The following is a 19,267-nucleotide window of genomic DNA, read 5'->3' as shown; positions in this document are numbered from 1 at the left end:
TCTCCGGGTCATGGTTAAAGGTGAAACTGTACAGCATTTACTTCATAAAAGGACCCCAGGTGGGCTCCTTGATATTGCCAGCTTGCGTAGTCAAACGCTGTTTGACGCGGCCATCCACCGATACCACTGCCAGCGACTTGCGTCGTCCGGATTCGGTCGCGTACATGATATATTTCCCGTTGGGCGAAAAGCTCGGTGATTCGTCGTTGGCGGTGTCCGACAGGCGCAGTTCCTGGCCACTAGCCAGGTCGAGCGCGTAGAGCTGGAAATTGCCGTCGCGACGGGAAATATAAGCGAGTGTCTTCCCGTCGGACGAAATCCGCGGGCTGATGTTGTAGGAGCCGCCAAACGTCACGCGCTTGGCTTCGCCACCGCTGGTCGACATGCGGTAGATTTGTGGTCCGCCGCTACGATCGCTGGTGAAATAAATGCTTTGGCCATCGGCCGAGAATTGGGGTTCCGTATCGATGCCGCTGCTGGTGCTGACGCGGCGCAAGCCGCTGCCGTCGGCATTGACGGTGTAGACCTGGGTATGGCCGTCGCGCGACAGGGCCACGGCCAGGCGCGAGCCGTCCGGGCTCCAGCTCGGCGCCGAGTTGCTGCCTTTTTCATTCGACACGATGGTGCGCTGGCGCGTCACCAGGTTTTGCACGTAGACGATGGGCTTTTTCTTTTCGAACGACACATACGCGACCTTGGTGCCGTCCGGCGACCACGACGGCGAAATGATCGGCTCGTTCGAACGCAGGGCGACCTGGATGCCTTCGCCATCGGCGTCGGCCACTTCTAGGCGGTATTCGCGGCCCGATTGCGTGACGTAGGCGATGCGCGTGGCGAACGCGCCTTTGACGCCCGTCAACTTTTCATAGATGTCGTCGGCGATCTTGTGCGCCAGCAAGCGGTTGAATTGCGGCGCGGCCGCATTGTTCATGCTGGAGATCTGGGCGCCCTTGATGGTATCGAACAGCTTGTAGCGCACGTCCAGGCGGCCATCGGCCATGCTTTGCACGGTGCCGGCCGCCAGGGCGTCGGCGCCGCGCGATTTCCACTGCTCGTAGCTGACGGGCGCCGTTTCCGACACGGGCGCATCGGCGTCGATCAGCTTGAACACGCCGCTGCGCGCCAGGTCGGCCTTGATAATGCCCGACAGCGACTGCGGCGCCGCCGATTCATTGACGAAGCTGGCGACAGCCACCGGGATCTGGTTGCTGCCGATCCCCGTAATCTCCACGCGCAGCTGCGCCTGGGCGCCGGAGGCTCCCAGCATCAGGCCGGCGCAGAGCACGACATAGCTCATTTTTTTCATGGTCATCATTTAGGCAAATCCTTCATCTCGAATATGAGTTCAATCTCGCGTTCCACGGTGCCGTCTTTTTTCTTCGGCAGTGGCGACGATTTATTAATGGCGTTTTCCACCGAGCTGTCATACGCCGGCAGGCCGCTACTTTTAATCTTTCGGACCGAAATAATTTCCCCAGTTGGCAGTTGCTCGATCTTGAACACGGCGCGCGGGTTGCCCGGCACGTCCGTGCTACCGCTGTACGCGATATTGCTCTTGATCTTGCTCGTCAGGGCAGCGACATAGCCGCTGTCCTTGCGTGGCGCGGTCGCTTTCGCGGCCGTACCTGTTGTGCCATTGCCTGCCTGCGCCATCATCCGCTTCATGTCATCGGCACGCAATTTGTCGGCGGCCGCTTTTTCAGCCGCCGCTTTTTTCGCCTTGGCCGCTTTTTCGGCCGCCGCTTTTTTATCGGACAGTTCTTTCTCGGCTTTTTCTTCCGCCGCTTTTTCTTTCTCTTTGGCTTGCTTGGCTTTCTCCAGCTTGTCGGCCTTTTCTTTTTCCAGCTTTTCAGCCTTGTCTTTTTCTTTCTGCTTCTGTTTTTCCAGTTCGCGCTTTTCTTCCTCGCGTTCCTTCAATTCCTGCTTGCGGCGTTCTTCCGCTGCCGCTTTCTCTTTTTCTTCCTTCAGCTTGGCCTTCTTGCGCTCGAGGGCGATCTCCGCCTCGCGCAGGTCGACCTTCGGCTCGGGCGCGGCCACGGGCGGTGGCGGCGGCGGGGCCGGCTGTTCCACTTGCGGTTCCGGCGGCGCCGGTGTCGGTTCCGGTTCCGTCGCCACTTCGGGCGGCGGCGCGGCCGTCTGCACTTTCAGGTCCCATACTTCCGCTTCGACGGCGACAGGTTCCGTATTTTGCCAGTGTACGCCCACCCACAGGAAAAACAGCAGGCCAAGGTGCATCGCCAGCGCCAGGCCCAGCGAGGGCCAGCGGCTGCGTTCGCGCGGCACGCTGTATGGCTTGCCGAGTACATGGTCGATTTGTTTGGTCTGCAAAGTCTAGTCTATCTAAAAACGGTCAAGTCTGGAAACAGGGTGCTGCGCTTACTTGGTGGCCAGGCCGACGCGGGTAATGCCCATCTTTTTCGCTTCCGAAATGAGCTGGATCACATCGTCGTACTTGCTTTCCTTGTCGCCCGCGATCATCACGGGATAGTCGGGATTGCTCTCGTGCAAACCGCGCAGCTTGCGCAGCAGGGCGTCGCGGTTCGGTTCCGTTTCCGGCGACAGCTGTTCCTTGCCGATGACGCCGATCGACAGCGAACCATTCGGCTTCAGCACGATCTGAATATAGTCATCGGGCGGTTTCGCCGACTTTTCCGCGTTGGGCAAGTTCACCACGCTGGGATTGTTCGACGACGGCATCACCATGAAAATGATCAGCAGCACCAGCATCACGTCGATATACGGCACGACGTTGATCTCGGACTTGAACTTGCGGCCACGGCCACCGCGCATGCCGCCACTATTAAAGGAGGAACCCATGGACCTTGCTCCCTCTTAGCGCGACTGGCGCTGCAAGATGTTGGAGAATTCCTCGACGAAGCTCTCGAAGCGGATCGCCAGGCGGTCGATGTCATGCGAAAAACGGTTGTAGGCGACGACGGCGGGAATGGCCGCGAACAGGCCGATGGCGGTGGCGATCAGCGCTTCGGCAATGCCGGGCGCGACGGCGGCCAGGGTGGCTTGCTGCACGTTGGCCAGGCCGCGGAAGGCGTTCATGATGCCCCAGACGGTACCGAGCAGGCCGATGTACGGCGAGACGGAGCCGACGGACGCGAGGAAGGCCAGGTGCGATTCGAGCACGTCCATTTCACGCTGGAAGGCGGCGCGCATGGCGCGGCGTGCGCCGTCGAGCACGGCGCCGACGTCCAGCGCTTCGCGCGAACCGTAGGAAGCCTTGCCCTTGATGAATTCGCCCATGCCGGCGTCGAAGATGCGGGCCAGCGCGCCGCTCTGGTCGCGGTTGCCGCTGGCGTTCTGGTGCAGCGCATGCAGGTTGCCGCCAGCCCAGAAGCTGCGTTCGAATTCGATGGTTTGCTTGCGCGCCTGGCGCACGGCAAACATCTTGCGGAAAATGTAGGTCCAGCTGGTCAGGGAAATCAGCAGCAGCAGGGCCATGATCAGTTGCACGATCAAATGGGCATTGGAGATGAGCGCGAGGAAAGAAAGATCTTGTGTAACGTTCATTGGCTGGCAGTCTGTTGGGTGAATTGTCCGGAGGTGGCGGGTAGGGCTCAGGCGGCGCGCATGCGGGCCGCTACTGCATCAGGCACGGCGCGCGGGCGCAGTGCCGAATCGACGCAGCCGATCTTGACGCGGGCCGTGTTGAGCAGGCGGTCGCCGCACCAGGCTTGTTGCAGGAAAACGATGGAGGCACGCCCCATTTTTTCTATGCTTAAGGTTAATCTTACCGTGTCATCGAGCCTGGCTGGCGCATGATAGTCGGCGTTGACGCTTTTGACAACGAACATCGCGTCATGCTGTTCCAGCAATTCCTGCTGGCCCACGTCGATGGCGCGCAGCCATTCGGTGCGCGCGCGCTCGAAGAATTTCAGGTAGTTAGCGTAATAGACGATGCCGCCGGCGTCGGTGTCTTCATAGTAGACACGTACGTTCCAGGTAAAGACTGAAGGCATGTTTATTGCGCCAGTAGTGAGATTGAGCAACATTTTACGCGATTTTTCTTCTTGTGACTGTGGGCGCTTGCTGGAAAGCCATGCAAAAGCTGCATATAAGTTGCACCGCAGCATTGTAAATCCGGCGTGTGCAATGGCAAGCTTCGTAACATACGCTTACATGCCATGGCCAGGTTTAAGCCCAGCTTAAAAGCCGCGGCCATCCCCGGGGCGGCCTGTGGCCGCACCCGGGCTGCGATGGCGCGCGGCGATTATAGCCACACGGTTGCATTCCTTGCTCAATTTGGGTACTTAACTTACAATTTGACTTCCATTACGTCTCACGTGACTGGCGAAAAGTCGGGCGATCTCCATGAATGGCGGTCGGCAAACCGGCGAAAGGTGGACACCCACCGGGAAACGTGAGATTTTTCATCAGCCGTTCGCCTGGGTAGCCACTATGGAAAAGCACGAAGAGGCTGCCTGTCCAATGTTGTTATTCACTTAACGCCGGCTCCCCTCATTCGATCCAACCTGCCAGTACAAGCACCCTCATACTTGGAGTTTTTACATGTTTGCAAAAGATCACAACCTCGCCAACGTCGATCCTGAATTGTTCGCCGTCATTCAAAAAGAGAACACGCGCCAGCACGACCACATCGAACTGATCGCGTCGGAAAACTACACGTCGCCAGCCGTAATGGAAGCGCAAGGCTCGCAGCTGACGAACAAGTACGCGGAAGGCTACCCGGGCAAGCGTTACTACGGCGGCTGCGAATACGTCGACGTGGCCGAGCAACTGGCCATCGACCGCGTGAAACAGCTGTTTGGCGCCGAATGCGCAAACGTGCAGCCGAACTCCGGCTCGCAGGCGAATCAGGGCGTGTTCTTCGCCATGTTGAAACCAGGCGACCTGATCATGGGTATGTCGCTGGCCGAAGGCGGTCACCTGACCCACGGCATGCCGCTGAACATGTCCGGCAAATGGTTTGACGTCGTTTCCTACGGCTTGACGGCGGAAGAAGACATCGACTACGAGGCAATGGAACGTCTGGCCCGCGAACGCAAGCCAAAGCTGATCATCGCCGGCGCGTCGGCATTCTCGAAAAAGATCGACTTCGAACGCTTCAGCAAGATCGCCAAGGAAGTGGGCGCCTACTTCATGGTCGACATGGCCCACTACGCCGGCTTGATCGCCGCCGGCCTGTACCCGAACCCGGTGCCGTTCGCCGACTTCGTCACCTCGACCACGCACAAATCGTTGCGCGGCCCGCGCGGCGGCATCATCCTGATGAAGGCCGAACACGAAAAAGCCATCAACTCGGCCATCTTCCCTGGTATCCAGGGCGGCCCGCTGATGCACGTGATCGCCGGCAAGGCCGTCGCCTTCAAGGAAGCGCTGAGCCCTGAATTCGTCGAATACCAGAAGCAAGTGATCAAGAACGCCGACGTGCTGGCGAAAACCCTGATCAAGCGCGGCCTGCGCATCGTGTCCGGCGGCACCGAATCGCACGTCATGCTGGTCGACCTGCGCGCCAAGAACCTGACGGGCAAGGAAGCCGAAGCCATCCTCGGTTCCGCGCACATCACCTGCAACAAGAACGGCATCCCGAACGACCCGCAAAAACCCTTCGTCACCTCGGGCATCCGCCTGGGCAGCCCGGCGATGACGACGCGCGGTTTCAAGGAAGCGCAAGCGGAAGAAGTGGGCAACCTGATCGCCGACGTGCTGGACAATCCGCATGACGCCGCCACCATCGAGCGCGTGAAAGCGGCCGTGAAAGTACTGGCCGACGCGCACCCTGTGTACGCAGCATAATTATTTGTCCAGAATGTGTCATACGGAGTAAGATTCTGTATGACACATTCCAGTCGTGCCCAAGGGCGCCCGGAGTGATTCGGGCGCCCTTTGTACAAGGGCGGCGATTTCCCGTAATTATTACTATAAAGTTGTAGCCAGCCCATGAAATGTCCATTTTGCCAGCACGGCGACACCCAGGTTCTCGATACGCGCGTATCGGAGGAAGGGGATGCCATTCGGCGCCGCCGCCGCTGCGGCAAATGCGACAAGCGTTTTACCACGTACGAACGCATTGAACTTATCATGCCGGCCGTCGTCAAAAAGAATGGCAGCCGGACGGAGTTCGCTGCGGATAAGTTGCGCGGCAGTTTGATGCTGGCCTTGCGTAAGCGTCCCGTCGCGGCCGCCTCTGTGGATACGGCCATCGCGTCCATCCAGGAAAAGCTGCTTACCAGCGGCTTGCGCGAAGTCGAATCCGGCTATATCGGCGAACTCGTCATGCAGGAACTCAAGCGCCTGGACAAGATCGCCTACATCCGCTTTGCCTCCGTCTACAAGAATTTCGAAGACTTGGCAGAGTTCCAGGACGCGATCGCCGAAGTGGGCCAGGCGCGCAAGCCCTGACGCTTACCCGGACATTCACTTTGCCGACAATGGGGCCGCTCCTGCGCCCCGTGTTCACCATGCCAGCGCTTGCCTGGCAAGCGGTCTGATCAATCCCACCGCCGTTCTTCTCGACTTATCATCGTCCTGTTTGCGCTAGCGCAGACGCGGGTTTTTGCGCGCGCCTATCTTGTAGCTGGGCCGCCTGTTCCTGCGGCTCTTTCTGCGGAAGGGAGTAGCGCATGCACAAGGACGGTCGCACTATGTTTCCTGCGGGTGGCAGCAGCCTCGTCGAAGTGCTGGTGTCGCTGCTGCTGTTGGCGCTGGGCCTGCTGGGCGCCAGCATCCTGCAATTGAACGCCCTGCGCGCGCGCCACGAGTCGGCGCTGCTGTCGGCAGGCGTGCAACTGGCCGCCGGCATGGCCGAGCGCATGCGCGCGAATAACGTGCTCATGAATGGCCCCGATGCGGGCAATCCCTACCTGAATGTGGCCTACGCGGCGGCGGACGGCGCCGAAGCTGGCGGTGGCGCGCCGGACTGTCTTGGCGCTGCCGCCTGCGGCGCGGCCGAGCTGGCGCAATTCGACATCGCCGAATGGAAGCAAGGGCTGCATGCGGCCTTGCCCGGCGCGCGCCTGCGCATCTGCCGCGACCTTGCCGCGTGGGATGCCGCCGCCCAGGGCTTGCAGTGGGCGTGCAGCGGCGGCAAGGGGGCGCCCATCGTTATCAAGCTGGGCTGGCGCGGCCGCCTGCCCGATGGCTCGCCCGCCGTGAATGCGGCAGGCGAGTCGCTGCCCAGGCTGGCATTCCAGCTGGGCGGGGGCGGTGCATGAACGGCGGGCATCGTGGCATGAGCCTGGTCGAATTGCTGGTGGCCCTGTCGCTGGGTGCGCTGTTGATGCTGGCCGCCAGTAGCGTGCTGCTGGCGGCCAGCGGCAGCTATGGCGACCAGTCCGCCAGCGCTCGCCTGGATGACAACGCCCGCTATGCGCTCGACGCCATCGCCCGCGCCGTGCGCCAGACGGCGTATGTGAATTGGGACAGCAGCGCCGCGCCCGTCGCCCATGCGGATTACGACAGCGCGAATATCGCCGGTCTCGACGCGCGCAGCCTGGGCAAGAACAGCGACGGCATCAGCGGCGCGCTGCCCGGCGCCCTGCATGGCAGCGACGTGCTGGCCTTGCGCTATTACGGCGCCGGCAAGGAAGAGGGCGGCGACGGTTCCGTGCTCAATTGCGCCGGCTTCGGCGTGGGCGCCGCGCAAACGGAGGCGCAGCGGGGCTGGAGCATTTTCTACGTGGCGCAGGGCGCCGATGGCGAAGGCGAGCTGCGCTGCAAATACCGGGGCGCGAACGGCTGGGGCGCGGACGCCGTCATCCGTGGCGTCGATGCTTTCCAGGTGCTGTATGGCCTCGACACGGATACGCCGCCTGACGGCGTGGCGAACCGCTATGTCAATGCCAGCGCGCTCGACGCCTACGATGCGGCGCTGCTGCTGGAGGGGGCGGACGCGGCTGCGCGCCAGCGCGATTTTCAACGGCGCACGCACTGGAAACGCGTGGCCAGCGTGCGTGTGGCGCTGTTGCTGCATGGCGAGGCGGGACAGGCCGACAAGATGGCGGAACTGGGGCCGGCGCAGTTCGACCTGTTCGGCAAGGCGTATGCCGAGGCGCATGGCGCCGGCGACACGGGCGTGCGCATTGCGCGCGCATCCTTGCCTGCCGCGACGCGTTCGCGGCTGCGGCAACTGGTGCAGACGAGCATCATGCTGCGCAACGGGCCGGCCTAGGCGGGCGGCGCGATGGCTGGCGCGGGCGTCCGCTGTTGCGTGCCTTGGCGCCCACTTCGTGCGCGATGCGGCGGCGCCACCCTCGTGTATGTGCTGTGCCTGCTGGTGATCATCTTGTTGCTGGGCATATCGGCGGCGCAGATGGCCTTGCAGGGGGAAAAGGCGGCACGCGGCGAGCGCGACCGGCAGATCGCGTTCCAGGCGGCGGAGGAGGCATTGATGGATGCGCAAAACGATCTCGAAGGCTTGCCCGGCGCGCCGGGACGCAGCAGCCTCTTCGCACCAGGCAGTGCGGCCGGGTTCGCGGACGGCTGCGGCGAGGGAGGCGCGCTGGGCCTGTGCCTGCCCGCGGCCCCGGAGGCGCCGGCCCTCTGGTTGAGCATGGACCTCGATGGCGCAGAAGGAAGCAGCCGCGCCGTGTCGTATGGCCAGTTTACGGGCGCCGTCATGCAGACGGGGCAGGGATTCCTGCCGTCGCGCCGGCCCCGCTACCTTATCGAACTGCTGCCGTTTCACCCGCCCGGCGCGCAGGCCACGGCAGCGGCCGGCGGCCTGGCCACGGAAAGCTATGTGTACCGCATCACGGCCATCGGTTTTGGCGCGCAGGAAAGCACGCAAGTCGTGCTGCAAAGCTATTACCGCAAGCAGGCGGCGGGAGCGGGGCCATGAGGGCGTCGTGGTTCATCTTGCCGCCCACTTTGCCGTCCACTTTGTGGCCTGCTTTGCGGTCTGCCCGGCGGCATGCCGGCTGCGTCTGGCTGATGCTGTTGGCCTGTCTGGCCAGCCTCTGTTGCGGCGGCGCCCTTGCCGCCGCCGTCCCGCCGGTGACGCTGGCACGGGCCGACGCGGGCTTGCACGGCGCCAGGGTGCCGCCGAATCTGTTGCTCAACCTGTCCTTCACGCATGCGGCAGCCGCTGCCGCGCATGGCGGCGAGTATGCGCCGCAGCGCGAGTACGCAGGGTATTTTCATGCGCGCATGTGCTACAGCTATCCGTATCGCAGCAAGGATGGCGTCATGTTGCCGGACTTGCGCGTAGCGACCGCTTACTTCTCCGTGCTGAAACCGGCCGATGCGCTGCACGGTTGCGGCGGCGATAGTTTCAGCGGCAACTTTCTCAACTGGGCCAGCACCAGCATGCTCGACCTCGTCCGCTATGCGCTGACGGGCGGCGACCGCGTCATCGACGAAGTGCGCAAGACGGTGCTGCAGCGCGCCTACCTGCCTGATGCCGGCAGCCCCATCGACTTTTTTGCCCACCCCGTCTTTTTCCCGCGCAAGGTCTTGCAGGCCGGCGTGGCGGCGGCGACGCCATTTGCGCTGGCGCAACTGGCCATCGTGTCCTGCCGCAACCGCCTGCTGTTCGGCGACGCCAGCCTTGGCCAGTCTGCGGGCGGCACTTGCGATGCGCCTGGCCTTGCTGCTACGCACGGGGTGTTCCTCGCGCGCGTGCGCGTGTGCGACGCTGACGAGGGGCCGCTGCGCGACGACTTGTGCCTGGCGTATGGCAAGAACTACAAGCCGGTGGGCGCCGTGCAGCGCCATGGCGGCAGGGTGCGCGTGGGCGTGTTTGGCCATTTGAACGGCGTGCCCGCCAGCGCCGGCCCCGTGTATGGCGGCGTGCTGCGCGCGCCGCTGGCCCACGTGGGCAGGCAGCGCTGGACGGCGCCCGACTATTTGCCGCAAGACAATGCCGGCACCGAGTGGAATCCCGCCACCGGCGTATTTATGGCCGAAGCTGCGGCCCAGGGCGCGGGCCTTGGCGGCGGGGTGACCGCTTACATCAATGGCCTGGGCCGCGGCAATGCGGGGCATCCTGGCGCGTACGCCAGGGCGGCGCCGCTGGCCGAATTGCTGTACGAATCGCTGCGCTACCTGCAGGGACGGCAAGCGAGCGCCCCGGTGCCGCCTGCCACGGCCCCGCCTGCCATCGACGACGGCTTGCCGGTCGTGACCCAATGGAGCGACCCGCAAACGGCCAGTTGCCAGCGGCACATCGTCGTCAGCCTCGGCGATGCGGGCATGGCGGGCGATCGTTACGTGCCCGGCAATGTCCCGGTCACTCCTGCCGCATCCGGCGACCGCGCCCGCGCGCCGGACAGTTTTGCGCCGCCGCCGTTCGATGCGATGGCCTGGACGCATGCGGTGGGCAGCCTGGAAAGCGGCGGCATGCCCGGCAATCCCGCGCCACGGCCGGAGCTGGCGGCGCTGGAATTGCTGGCCGACGGGGCGAGTGGCGCCAGCTACCATGCGGCGGGCCTGGCCTACTGGTCGCACGTGCAGGCCCTGCGTCCCGGCGGCAAGAACGACGGCGGCGCAAAGGTCGAGCACTATGCGGGCGACTTGCGCCAGGGCGATCCGGCCGGCGAATCTGCCGCCACTCCCTTGCTGCTGGCGTCCAAGTATGGCGGCTTTCTCGATGCGAATGGCGACGCCAACCCCTTCAAGAGCGCGACGGGCGGCGCGCTGGATGAATGGAGCCTCGATGGCCGCTGGCCCGGTCATTACTTGCCCGGCAGCGATCCGGCCGCCCTGATCGCGGGACTGCGCGCAGCCTTCGCGGCAGCCGATAAGGGCACCTTGCCGGCGGCGCTCGCAGGACCGGCCCTGATGGCGCTGGCCACCGGCACGGAAGAGGCATACTGGTTCCAGACGCAGCTGCGCCTGGCCGATGGCGGCATGACCTTGTCGCGCACCGCGTTTGCCGTGGGGGCCGATGGCGCATTGCTTCCCGGCAAGCCATGGTGGATTGCCGGCGGACAGGACAAGCCCGTGCCGGATGGCGCGCCCGCGTTCTTGCGTCCCGTCTACACGCTCGACGCCCAGGGCAGCCTGATGCCGCTGGCCTGGAACCGCCTCGACGCAGCGCAGCGCGGCGCATTCGACAGTGGCGATGGCCGGGGCGAGGCGCGCCTGGCGTACCTGCTGGGCCAGCGCACGCACGAGGTGGGCCAGCCAGGCGGTTTCCTGCGGCGCAGGTCAGGCAGCCTGGGCGCGGCGCCATACGGCAATCTCGTGTACGTGGGCGCGCCCGGGCTGGGCATGCCGGGTACCGGCTATGGCTTGCACCGCCAGGCGCTGCTGCAGCGGCGCAAAATGCTGTACCTGGGCGCCAGCGACGGCTTGCTGCATGCCTTCGATGCGCGCACGGGCAGCGAATTGTTTGCCTATCTGCCGCAAGCGCTGCTGCACCTTGCGCCAGCCGCTGCGAGCACTCACTACAGCTCCGGCCCGCTGCTCGACGGCGCGGCGGCCACGGCGGAAGTGCTGGCGCTGGGGCATTGGAAGACGGTGCTGGTGTCGGGCATGGGCGGCGGGGCGCAGGGCGTGTTTGCGCTCGACATCACCGACCCGGCCCGCTTCGCGCAAGACGGGGCGCTGTGGGAATTTACGGACCGCGACGACAGGCTGATGGGCAATGTGCGCGCGCCGCCCGCCTTCGCCCGCATCAATATGGGTGGCAAGGAGGGCGCGCCGGCCTACCGCGACTTTGCCATCGTCGCCAGCGGCTACAACAACCATGTGAGCGATGGCAAGGACACGACGGCGCCCGCGTCGGCCGCCGCCATCTTCCTGCTGGCGCTGGACAAGGCGCCCGGCACGCCCTGGGTGTTGGGAAGTAATTACTTCCGCCTTAAGGTGCCCGTGGCCAGCGGCGGCGGCCATGACGCTGATGTGGACGCGAACGTTGATGCGGATGTGGACGCCATGCCCCGGGCGCTGGGTCCGCCCGCCGTGGTGCCGGGCAGCGACGGCGCGCTGGCGTATATGTATGCGGGCGATTTGCAGGGCAATATCTGGCGCCTCGACATGGCTGGCGGGCTGCCGTGGAAGGAGGGGCAGGGACGCAAGCTCGTCTTTGTCGCGCGCGATGCACAGGGCCGGCGCCAGCCCGTGACGCAGCAACTGAGCGTGGCCTACGCGCCCGGCGGCGGCTATGTGCTGCTGTTCGGCACGGGCAAGTTGGTCGAAGCGGCCGATACCTGGCCTTCCGCCTTCCTGTCGCAGTCGTTTTATGCCGTGCACGACGATGTGCGGGAGTCGTCTTCCACGCGCAGCCGGGCCGACCTGGAGCAGCGCAGCCTGGGCGAGGCGGCGGGCGGCGTGCGCGTCGACGGCGCCGAGCTGCGCTATACGGGCAGCGACGCCATGCGCGGCTGGTACCTCGATTTTCTCAATACTGGACAAACGGGCGAGCGCAGCATCAGCAGTCCCGTATTGGCTACCGGCAAGGTGATCTTCAACACCGTCTTGCCGGGGCGCGACCCTTGCGCCAAGCCGGCCACGCGCCTGTACGTGCTCGATGTGCTGAGCGGTTTTGCCGCCGATGGCGCCGGTGTCGTGCAGGCGGGCGAAGAGACAGGGCGCTTGTTCGATGGCCTGGCGCGCGCGCCGCCAGTAGCGCTCGAACTGAACAGCACTGTGGGCGCCCCGATGGCGGCAGGGCGGGCCGAGGGGCGCAAGGAGCTGGCCGTGCTGCAACCGGGCTTGCCCGGCGCAGCCAGCGGGGCGGCGCTCAAGGTCGTCAGCGCACCGCTGCCGGCCCGGCGCCTCAGCTGGCGTGAAGTGGTGAACTGGCGCGAATTGCACGAGGAGGCCAAGAAAAAATAGGCATGGCCAGGCCGGCGCAGCGTATCGGCTGGGGCTGTTTGGAAAGGGGGAAATCGCATGGGGATGTTGGCAAGGCGGAACTGGCGTACTGCAAACGGAGGCGCTTTTGCTGCCAACCCGCCGGGCTTCAGCCTGATCGAACTGCTGGCCGTGCTGGCGATCGTGAGCCTGCTGCTGGCGCTGGCCGCGCCCGCTTATCACGGCCATGTCGTGCGCGCCAAGCGGGTGCAGGGGCAGGCGGCCCTGCTGCGCCTGATGCAGCAGCAGGAGCGCTATTATTCGCAAAACAATCACTATCTGGCCTTTTCCTCGGCGTCGCCCGCGCCGCAGGCGCAGCAGTTTCCCTGGTGGTCCGGCGAAGGACCGGCTACCGGCAGCGCGTATGAAATCGAGGCGCTGGCCTGCCCCGGCGCGACTATCGGGCAATGCGTGCTGTTGCGGGCCATGCCGGGCACGGCCAAGGTCGATGCGCAATTCCAGGATGCCGATTGCGGCGTCCTGTCCTTGAACAGCACGGGCCAGCGCGGCAGCAGCGGTCCCGCCAGCCATTGCTGGCCCTAGGCCATGGTTGCGCTGGCGCGGGCACGATGCAGGGGGGATTCACTGTCATGCCGCCTTTCGCCTTCCTGCGGCCGGCCCTGGTTTGTCCGTTCGCGCAAGCAGCCACGCCGGGCGGGGCATACCTTGCTCGAATTGCTGGCCGTGCTGGCGATTGCCGCGCTGCTGGCGGCCGCCGCCATGCCCAGTCTGCAGCAGGTGCTGGCGCGCCAGCAGGTGCGGGCGGCGGCCACGGACTTGTTCTCGGCCATCGAATTGACGCGGGCGCAGGCGATGGCGCGGGGGCAGCGCGTGCTGCTGATGCCGGCCGGGCCCGGTGGCGTGGATTGGCGCACGGGCTGGCTGGCATTCATCGACCGCAATGCCAACCTGGCGTTCGATGGCGATGACGAATTGCTGTTCCGCCAGGGGCCGCTGCCGGAGGGCATCACGGCCCAGTTCGCGTTTTCGTCGGCCACGGTGCCGTTTTATATCGCCTACAATGGCGCAGGCCGCAGTTGCAGCGCGACCAATAGCCTAGCGGCGCGCTGGGGGACCTTGTCCCTGGCTTTGGGAAAGCAGGTGCGCCATATTAAAATCAATATGCTGGGCAGGGTGCGCGTGTGCGACCCGCAGCAGCAAGCGGCCAATTGCAGCGGCGTGGCCGATAGTTCGTAATCCGACTCATTTAATCCGACTCATTTATCACTCACTATCAAAGAAGCCCGTGGAAATACTCAACGATATCGATGGCATGCGCCTGGCGCTGGAATGGGCGGCGCGCGGTTTGTACACGACCTCGCCCAATCCCCGCATCGGCTGCGTGATCGTCAAGGATGGCCAGGTGATCGGCGCCGGCGTGACGCAGGCGGCCGGGCAGGATCATGCCGAGGTGCAAGCCTTGGCCAATGCGGCGGCGCGCGGCAACGATGTGCGCGGCGCCACGGCCTATGTCACCCTGGAACCGTGCAACCACCATGGCCGCACGCCGCCATGCTCCGATGCGCTCGTGCGCGCGGGGCTGGGCCGCGTCGTGGCTGCCATGACGGATCCGAATCCGCTGGTGGCGGGGCAGGGGCTGGCCAAGCTGGAAGCGGCCGGCATTGCCGTCACGACGGATGTGCTGGCCGACGAGGCGCATGAAATGAATATCGGCTTCTTTTCGCGCATGCAGCGCGGCAAGCCGTGGGTGCGCCTGAAAACGGCGGCCAGCCTGGACGGCATGACGGCCTTGCACAATGGCCAGAGCCAGTGGATCACGGGGCCGGCAGCGCGCGCCGACGGCCACGCCTGGCGCGCGCGCGCCTGCGCCATCCTGACGGGCATCGGCACGGTCAAGGCGGACGACCCGCAACTGAACGTGCGCGCCGTCGAGACGCCGCGTCAGCCGCGCCGCATCGTCGTCGACAGCCGGCTCGACATCAGCCTCGACGCGCGCATCCTGCAGGGCGGCGGCACGTGGGTCGTGGCGGCCGTCGCCAACCCGGAGAAACAGGCGCAACTGCAGGCGCTGGGTGCCGAAGTCATCCTGTTGCCGAACGCGGCCGGCAAGGTCGACCTGGCCGCGCTGATGCTGGAACTGGGACGCCGGCAAATCAATGAAGTCCACGTCGAGGCAGGCGCCAAACTGAACGGTTCGCTGATCCGCGAAGGTTGCGTCGACGAGCTGCTGGTCTACCTGGCGCCCACCTTGCTGGGCGATGCGCAAGGCATGTTTGCCTTGCCCGCCTTGACGGATATCAAGCAGCAGCGCACTTTGCAATTTCACCAGGTTCAGCAAGTGGGCGAAGATGTGCGTATCCTTGCAAGATTCGCCCAGCGTACTTAATAGATTTACACTTTTTATAAGGTTAGCTCCATGTTTACAGGAATTGTTGCCGCCATCGGCAAGATTGAAACCGTGCAACCGCTCGACGGCGGCCTCGATGCAGGCGTGCGCCTGAATATTCACGCGGGCGGTTTGCCGCTGGCCGATGTGGCCCTGGGCGATTCGATCGCCATCAATGGCGCCTGCATGACGGTGGTGGAAAAGTCGGACACGGGTTTTGCCGTCGATGTCTCGCGTGAAAGCCTCAATTGCACCGTGGGCCTCGATACCACCACGGAAGTGAACCTGGAAAAAGCCCTGACCCTGGCCGAGCGCCTGGGCGGCCACCTGGTGTCCGGCCACGTCGACGGCCTGGGCATCGTGCGCAAGTTCGAAGCCGTGGGCGAATCGTGGGAATTGGTGATCGAAGCGCCGCACGAACTGGCGAAATACCTGGCCTTCAAGGGTTCCGTCGTCGTCAATGGCGTGTCGTTGACCGTCAACCGCGTGGAAGACCTGGGCGCGGGCGCCGTCAACGGCTGCCGCTTCTCGATCAACCTGATCCCGCACACGATCGCCATGACGACCTTGAAACACTTGACGGTGGATGGCAAGGTCAACCTGGAAATCGACCTGATCGCCCGCTATGTCGAGCGCATGCTGTCGCTGGACAAGGCCGCTGCCTGATATAAAAGCTGAACAGGGCAACACAGCCGCCTTGCCAGGCGTGTGTTGCTTTTCTTGCAGACGCGCATACTATGAAGCTTTCCGCAGTGGAGGCTAGCCATGGACCCGATTTCGCGCGCAACCGTGCCCAACACCATCCCGGCCACGTCCCGCGTGGGCGCAACGGCACCTCTGGCGCCGGCGCAGCCCGTGCCGGCATCCGGCGCGGCGGCTGCCCTTGCAATACTTTCCTCGACGCAGGTAGACATCTCCCCGCTGGGCCAGTTCCTGTCCGGCGTGGCCTTGTCGCGCCGGCAACTGCTGGCCTTGCAGGGCGCCACGGAAGAGGCCAGGGCGGCCAATACCCCCGTGAATGTCAATGACGACTTGCTGGCGCTGGCGCGGCAACTGACGGAATCGTTTGCCCAGCTGCAAACGAGCGGCATCGACGCCAGCCAGCTGGCGACGGCCGGCGACACGCCGGGCAGCCTGGCGCAGCGCTACGATTTATTGTCGGGCGACGGCACGACGGATGCGGCCACGGCGCTGGCGCAGGACGGCAGCTTGCTTACGCAGGCACAATTGGCCCGCATCGGCATCGACTTGCGCAATGAAGATGTCGATGCGGCAACGTTGCAAGCCGCGTATGCGGCCGACAGCAATGCCACCCTGGACGCCTTGCAACAGGGAACGGAGGTGCTGGCGCAAGTAGGCGCCGTGTTGGCCCGGCAGCAGGGCGCGTCGCTGGCGGCCGATGTCGAAGCGGATTTGACGGGAGAAACACTGCCGTCCGGCGCCGTGCAGGCGTCGCAGGCCGCGCAGCAGTCCGTCGACGCGGCGCCGCCGCAGACGGCGGCCATTGCACAGCGGCAACTGGAACTGCAGCAGCAACTGGAAGCGGAAGAACTAAACCTGGACTTGCAGGAGCTGCGGCCCCAGCCGCCAGCGCAACAGGCCGACAATACAGCGGACTTGCTGCAGACGCAGCGGGCAGATAGCCAGCGCGTCGATGCCCAGCGCCTGGATGCCGAACGCATGAATGCCGATCAGCAGGCGCAGCAGCAGGACGCTGCGCGCGTGGACGAGCTGCGCCAGGGGCAGGTACGGCAGCAGGGCTTGCAACAGCAGGCGCAAGCGGTGGCGGACGATGCGGCGCGGGCCCAGTTGGCCGCCAGCGACGCGCAGATGGCGGCCCAGGCGGCATCCGACCGGGCGCAGTCGCTGGCGCGCGCAACGCAGGGGCAAGCCGATGCGGGCCTGGCGACGGCGCAAGCCCAGCTGGCCCAGCAAAATGCGCAGGCGCAAGAGCTGGCCGCGCAAGCCGCGGGCATGGCCGTGCCGCCGCCGTCGTCGCAAGACCCGTCCGTGGCGGCAGCCATCGCCGCGTATAACCTGAACAATGCAGCCCTGAACCCCGGCTTGATGAACCGGCCACTGCCGGCCAGCGACTCGCGCCTGCCGCTGGTGGCGCCCGTCGCTGCCGTGGAGCCCGTCAAGCCCGTGACGAAAATCTAGGGCAGCAGGGTGGCGTCCAGCGTGATATTGGCTTTGAGCAGCTTCGACACGGGGCAGCCGGCCTTGGCCTTGGCCGTCAATTCCTCGAATTGAGCCTGGCTGGCGCCGGGGATTTTTGCTTTCAGGATCAAATGGACGGCCGTGATGGCAAAGCCGTCGTCCACCTTGTCGAGGGTCACTTCGGCCGTCGTTTCCATCTTTTCCGCCGTCAGGCCCGCTTCGCCAAGGATCAGCGACAGGGCCATGGTGAAGCAACCCGCGTGGGCAGCGCCGATCAGTTCCTCGGGATTCGTGCCCGGCTTGCCTTCGAAGCGGCTGGCAAAGCCATAGGGGTATTCCTGCAAGGCGCCGCTGCGCGTGCTGATGGCGCCCTTGCCATCCTTGATGCCGCCTGACCAGATGGCCGATCCGTTGGTTTTCATAGTGCCGCTCCTGTGTGGGGTGTCGCTGCGAATGGGGCGTCAGCGCCGTGGCGGTGACGGGTTGATCTTATGCTCTTTGCAAGGCTCGCGGCGCGCGCCTTGCCGTCGCCGTGTGCGCTGGATCAGGGAATTGGCGCTTTGCGGGGCAGGCGGTGGCATCCGTGCCGCAAAGCTGTCTTATTTCAGGTCTGCAAGCGCTAAATCCTTTAAAATAGCAGGTTATAAGAAAATTCCCGGAAATTCGCGGAATTTTCGCGCTCGATATTTCAGTTTTTAGTTTCATTAACAACGCCAGGCAAAACCGTCGCGAGCGGAAGGAAGAGGTGGCTGAGAAGCGCAACCGTACGAAGGTACGGTGAGCATCGCAAGCCGCCTATACCGACGCGCAGCAGGTTTTGCCAGGTGTCTTCAGAGGATGAATAATGTCAATATCCAGCACCGAAGAGATCGTCGCTGAATTGCGCGCCGGCCGCATGGTGATACTGGTCGATGAAGAAGACCGGGAAAATGAAGGCGATCTGGTGCTTGCCGCCGATTTCGTGACGCCTGAAGCCATCAATTTCATGATCACGCATGCGCGTGGCCTGGTCTGCCTGACCCTGACGGAAGAGCGTTGCGACGAGCTGAACCTGTCGATGATGACATCGCGCAACGGCACCGCCTACGGCACCAATTTTACCGTGTCCATCGAAGCGGCCGAAGGCGTGACGACGGGCATTTCCGCCGCCGACCGCGCCAAGACCATCCAGGTCGCGGTTGCCAAGGGCACGCAGCCTAGCGATATCGTCCAGCCTGGCCATATCTTCCCGCTGAAAGCGCAAAAAGGCGGCGTGCTGATGCGCGCAGGCCATACGGAAGCCGGTTGCGACCTGACGGCCATGGCCGGCTTGACGCCCGCGTCCGTGATTTGCGAAATCATGAAGGACGACGGCACCATGGCGCGCTTGCCGGACTTGCTGTTGTTTGCCGAGCAACATGGCTTGAAAATCGGCACGATTGCCGACCTGATCCATTACCGCAGCCAGACGGAGTCCCTGGTCGAGCGCGTTGCCGAGCGCACCCTGCATACGGCGCATGGCGAATTCCGTTTGATCGCCTTCCGCGACAAGCCGAGCGCGTCGGCCCATTTGGCCCTCGTGCATGGCGACCTGGCGCCCGGCCTGGAAGCGCTGGTGCGTGTGCACCAGCCCGTTTCCCTGCTGGACGTGCTGGAAAGCGAAGCGACTACCCACTCGTGGACGGTGGCCGCCTCGATGGCCGCCATCAAGCAGGCCGAGCGGGGCGTGATGGTCTTGCTGAATTGCGGCGAGACGTCGGGCGAGTTGTTTGCCCAGTTCGCCGCGCTCGATACGCCGCAAGCCAAGCCGAAAGGCCGCGCCGCCAGCATGGACTTGCGCAGCTACGGCATCGGCGCGCAAATCCTGCGCGACCTGGGCGTGAGCAAGATGCAATTGCTGGCCAGCCCACGCAAGATGCCGTCGATGGTCGGTTTCGACCTGGAAGTAACAGGTTTTCAGTGCCACCCAGGCCAGGGCACCTGACTAAATCTACTGCGCGTCGCGATTTG

The 19,267-nt window shown here is 64.5% G+C and carries 18 protein-coding genes and 1 riboswitch; of the genes, 12 read left to right on the top strand and 6 right to left on the bottom strand.

Features of this window, described 5'->3' with window-relative positions:
- Positions 1 to 37 precede the first annotated feature (37 nt).
- Genes tolB through ybgC form a run of 5 tightly spaced genes read right to left on the bottom strand, consistent with a single transcriptional unit; the run spans position 38 to position 3,971 of the window.
- Positions 38 to 1,306, bottom strand: coding sequence for a Tol-Pal system beta propeller repeat protein TolB (gene tolB, locus CLU94_RS05980; protein ID WP_369811619.1), 1,269 nt, complete (start codon positions 1,304 to 1,306; stop codon positions 38 to 40).
- 5 nt (positions 1,307 to 1,311) lie between these two features.
- Positions 1,312 to 2,328, bottom strand: a complete 1,017-nt coding sequence (gene tolA / locus CLU94_RS05975) for a cell envelope integrity protein TolA (protein ID WP_099664972.1) — start codon at positions 2,326 to 2,328, stop codon at positions 1,312 to 1,314.
- A gap of 48 nt (positions 2,329 to 2,376) precedes the next feature.
- Complete coding sequence (locus tag CLU94_RS05970; RefSeq protein ID WP_223278896.1) at positions 2,377 to 2,817, bottom strand: ExbD/TolR family protein; 441 nt, start codon at positions 2,815 to 2,817, stop codon at positions 2,377 to 2,379.
- A 15-nt stretch (positions 2,818 to 2,832) separates the two neighbouring features.
- Positions 2,833 to 3,522 carry a protein TolQ gene (gene tolQ / locus CLU94_RS05965; RefSeq protein WP_034759183.1) on the bottom strand — a complete coding sequence of 230 codons (690 nt, stop codon included), beginning with the start codon at positions 3,520 to 3,522 and terminating at the stop codon, positions 2,833 to 2,835.
- Between the two features lie 47 nt (positions 3,523 to 3,569).
- Positions 3,570 to 3,971, bottom strand: a complete 402-nt coding sequence (ybgC, locus tag CLU94_RS05960; protein WP_046682324.1) for a tol-pal system-associated acyl-CoA thioesterase — start codon at positions 3,969 to 3,971, stop codon at positions 3,570 to 3,572.
- Between the two features lie 314 nt (positions 3,972 to 4,285).
- Positions 4,286 to 4,410: riboswitch (ZMP/ZTP riboswitch) on the top strand.
- A gap of 111 nt (positions 4,411 to 4,521) precedes the next feature.
- Here ybgC and glyA point away from each other — a divergent pair.
- The 11 genes from glyA to CLU94_RS05905 all read left to right on the top strand — a co-directional run bounded on the left by glyA (position 4,522) and on the right by CLU94_RS05905 (position 17,278).
- Positions 4,522 to 5,769 (top strand): serine hydroxymethyltransferase, encoded by a 1,248-nt coding sequence (gene glyA / locus CLU94_RS05955; protein ID WP_034786580.1) that lies wholly within the window; start codon positions 4,522 to 4,524, stop codon positions 5,767 to 5,769.
- A gap of 144 nt (positions 5,770 to 5,913) precedes the next feature.
- Positions 5,914 to 6,375: a transcriptional regulator NrdR gene (gene nrdR / locus CLU94_RS05950; protein ID WP_077401309.1), complete on the top strand. Its 462-nt coding sequence runs from the start codon at positions 5,914 to 5,916 to the stop codon at positions 6,373 to 6,375.
- A gap of 221 nt (positions 6,376 to 6,596) precedes the next feature.
- Positions 6,597 to 7,187 carry a type IV pilus modification protein PilV gene (gene pilV / locus CLU94_RS05945; RefSeq protein WP_257218692.1) on the top strand — a complete coding sequence of 197 codons (591 nt, stop codon included), beginning with the start codon at positions 6,597 to 6,599 and terminating at the stop codon, positions 7,185 to 7,187.
- Positions 7,184 to 8,143: a PilW family protein gene (locus tag CLU94_RS05940; protein ID WP_099664970.1), complete on the top strand. Its 960-nt coding sequence runs from the start codon at positions 7,184 to 7,186 to the stop codon at positions 8,141 to 8,143. Before pilV ends, CLU94_RS05940 begins: the two co-directional genes overlap by 4 nt.
- Before the next feature lie 39 nt (positions 8,144 to 8,182).
- Entirely contained in the window at positions 8,183 to 8,812 is a 630-nt protein-coding gene (locus CLU94_RS05935; protein WP_257218691.1) for a pilus assembly PilX family protein, read from the top strand.
- Positions 8,813 to 8,904: 92 nt separating this feature from the next.
- Entirely contained in the window at positions 8,905 to 12,753 is a 3,849-nt protein-coding gene (locus tag CLU94_RS05930; RefSeq protein WP_180278602.1) for a pilus assembly protein, read from the top strand.
- A 57-nt stretch (positions 12,754 to 12,810) separates the two neighbouring features.
- Positions 12,811 to 13,314, top strand: coding sequence for a type IV pilin protein (locus CLU94_RS05925; protein ID WP_306558295.1), 504 nt, complete (start codon positions 12,811 to 12,813; stop codon positions 13,312 to 13,314).
- Between the two features lie 42 nt (positions 13,315 to 13,356).
- Positions 13,357 to 13,968 (top strand): GspH/FimT family protein, encoded by a 612-nt coding sequence (locus tag CLU94_RS05920; RefSeq protein WP_373610648.1) that lies wholly within the window; start codon positions 13,357 to 13,359, stop codon positions 13,966 to 13,968.
- A 76-nt stretch (positions 13,969 to 14,044) separates the two neighbouring features.
- The gene (gene ribD, locus CLU94_RS05915; RefSeq protein ID WP_180278811.1) at positions 14,045 to 15,118 is read left to right on the top strand and encodes a bifunctional diaminohydroxyphosphoribosylaminopyrimidine deaminase/5-amino-6-(5-phosphoribosylamino)uracil reductase RibD; all 1,074 of its coding nucleotides are present in this window, start codon (positions 14,045 to 14,047) and stop codon (positions 15,116 to 15,118) included.
- Positions 15,119 to 15,148: 30 nt separating this feature from the next.
- Entirely contained in the window at positions 15,149 to 15,784 is a 636-nt protein-coding gene (locus tag CLU94_RS05910) for a riboflavin synthase (protein ID WP_034786589.1), read from the top strand.
- A 99-nt stretch (positions 15,785 to 15,883) separates the two neighbouring features.
- Entirely contained in the window at positions 15,884 to 17,278 is a 1,395-nt protein-coding gene (locus tag CLU94_RS05905; RefSeq protein WP_099664964.1) for a hypothetical protein, read from the top strand.
- Here the strand turns inward: CLU94_RS05905 and CLU94_RS05900 are convergent.
- Positions 17,275 to 17,700 carry an OsmC family protein gene (locus CLU94_RS05900; protein WP_099664963.1) on the bottom strand — a complete coding sequence of 142 codons (426 nt, stop codon included), beginning with the start codon at positions 17,698 to 17,700 and terminating at the stop codon, positions 17,275 to 17,277. The two genes, CLU94_RS05905 and CLU94_RS05900, sit on opposite strands and share 4 nt — an antisense overlap.
- Before the next feature lie 422 nt (positions 17,701 to 18,122).
- On the opposite strand from CLU94_RS05900, the gene ribBA reads away from it, so the two are divergent.
- Positions 18,123 to 19,241, top strand: a complete 1,119-nt coding sequence (gene ribBA / locus CLU94_RS05895; RefSeq protein ID WP_099664962.1) for a bifunctional 3,4-dihydroxy-2-butanone-4-phosphate synthase/GTP cyclohydrolase II — start codon at positions 18,123 to 18,125, stop codon at positions 19,239 to 19,241.
- Positions 19,242 to 19,267 lie beyond the last annotated feature (26 nt).

The sequence above is a fragment of the Janthinobacterium sp. 13 genome (assembly GCF_002749695.1).
Classification (GTDB): Bacteria; Pseudomonadota; Gammaproteobacteria; order Burkholderiales; family Burkholderiaceae_D; genus Janthinobacterium; species Janthinobacterium kumbetense.
Note: the sequence above shows the minus strand (reverse complement) of the source record. Positions and strands in the feature narration are given on the sequence as shown.

Coding starts and splice junctions, on each gene's coding strand:
- tolB (WP_369811619.1), bottom strand. CDS start 1,306: ATGAAAAAAATGAGCTATGTCGTGCTCTGCGCCGGCCTGATGCTGGGA.
- CLU94_RS05970 (WP_223278896.1), bottom strand. CDS start 2,817: ATGGGTTCCTCCTTTAATAGTGGCGGCATGCGCGGTGGCCGTGGCCGC.
- tolQ (WP_034759183.1), bottom strand. CDS start 3,522: ATGAACGTTACACAAGATCTTTCTTTCCTCGCGCTCATCTCCAATGCC.
- ybgC (WP_046682324.1), bottom strand. CDS start 3,971: ATGCCTTCAGTCTTTACCTGGAACGTACGTGTCTACTATGAAGACACC.
- glyA (WP_034786580.1), top strand. CDS start 4,522: ATGTTTGCAAAAGATCACAACCTCGCCAACGTCGATCCTGAATTGTTC.
- nrdR (WP_077401309.1), top strand. CDS start 5,914: ATGAAATGTCCATTTTGCCAGCACGGCGACACCCAGGTTCTCGATACG.
- pilV (WP_257218692.1), top strand. CDS start 6,597: ATGCACAAGGACGGTCGCACTATGTTTCCTGCGGGTGGCAGCAGCCTC.
- CLU94_RS05940 (WP_099664970.1), top strand. CDS start 7,184: ATGAACGGCGGGCATCGTGGCATGAGCCTGGTCGAATTGCTGGTGGCC.
- CLU94_RS05930 (WP_180278602.1), top strand. CDS start 8,905: ATGCTGTTGGCCTGTCTGGCCAGCCTCTGTTGCGGCGGCGCCCTTGCC.
- CLU94_RS05925 (WP_306558295.1), top strand. CDS start 12,811: ATGGGGATGTTGGCAAGGCGGAACTGGCGTACTGCAAACGGAGGCGCT.
- ribD (WP_180278811.1), top strand. CDS start 14,045: ATGCGCCTGGCGCTGGAATGGGCGGCGCGCGGTTTGTACACGACCTCG.
- CLU94_RS05910 (WP_034786589.1), top strand. CDS start 15,149: ATGTTTACAGGAATTGTTGCCGCCATCGGCAAGATTGAAACCGTGCAA.
- CLU94_RS05905 (WP_099664964.1), top strand. CDS start 15,884: ATGGACCCGATTTCGCGCGCAACCGTGCCCAACACCATCCCGGCCACG.
- CLU94_RS05900 (WP_099664963.1), bottom strand. CDS start 17,700: ATGAAAACCAACGGATCGGCCATCTGGTCAGGCGGCATCAAGGATGGC.
- ribBA (WP_099664962.1), top strand. CDS start 18,123: ATGTCAATATCCAGCACCGAAGAGATCGTCGCTGAATTGCGCGCCGGC.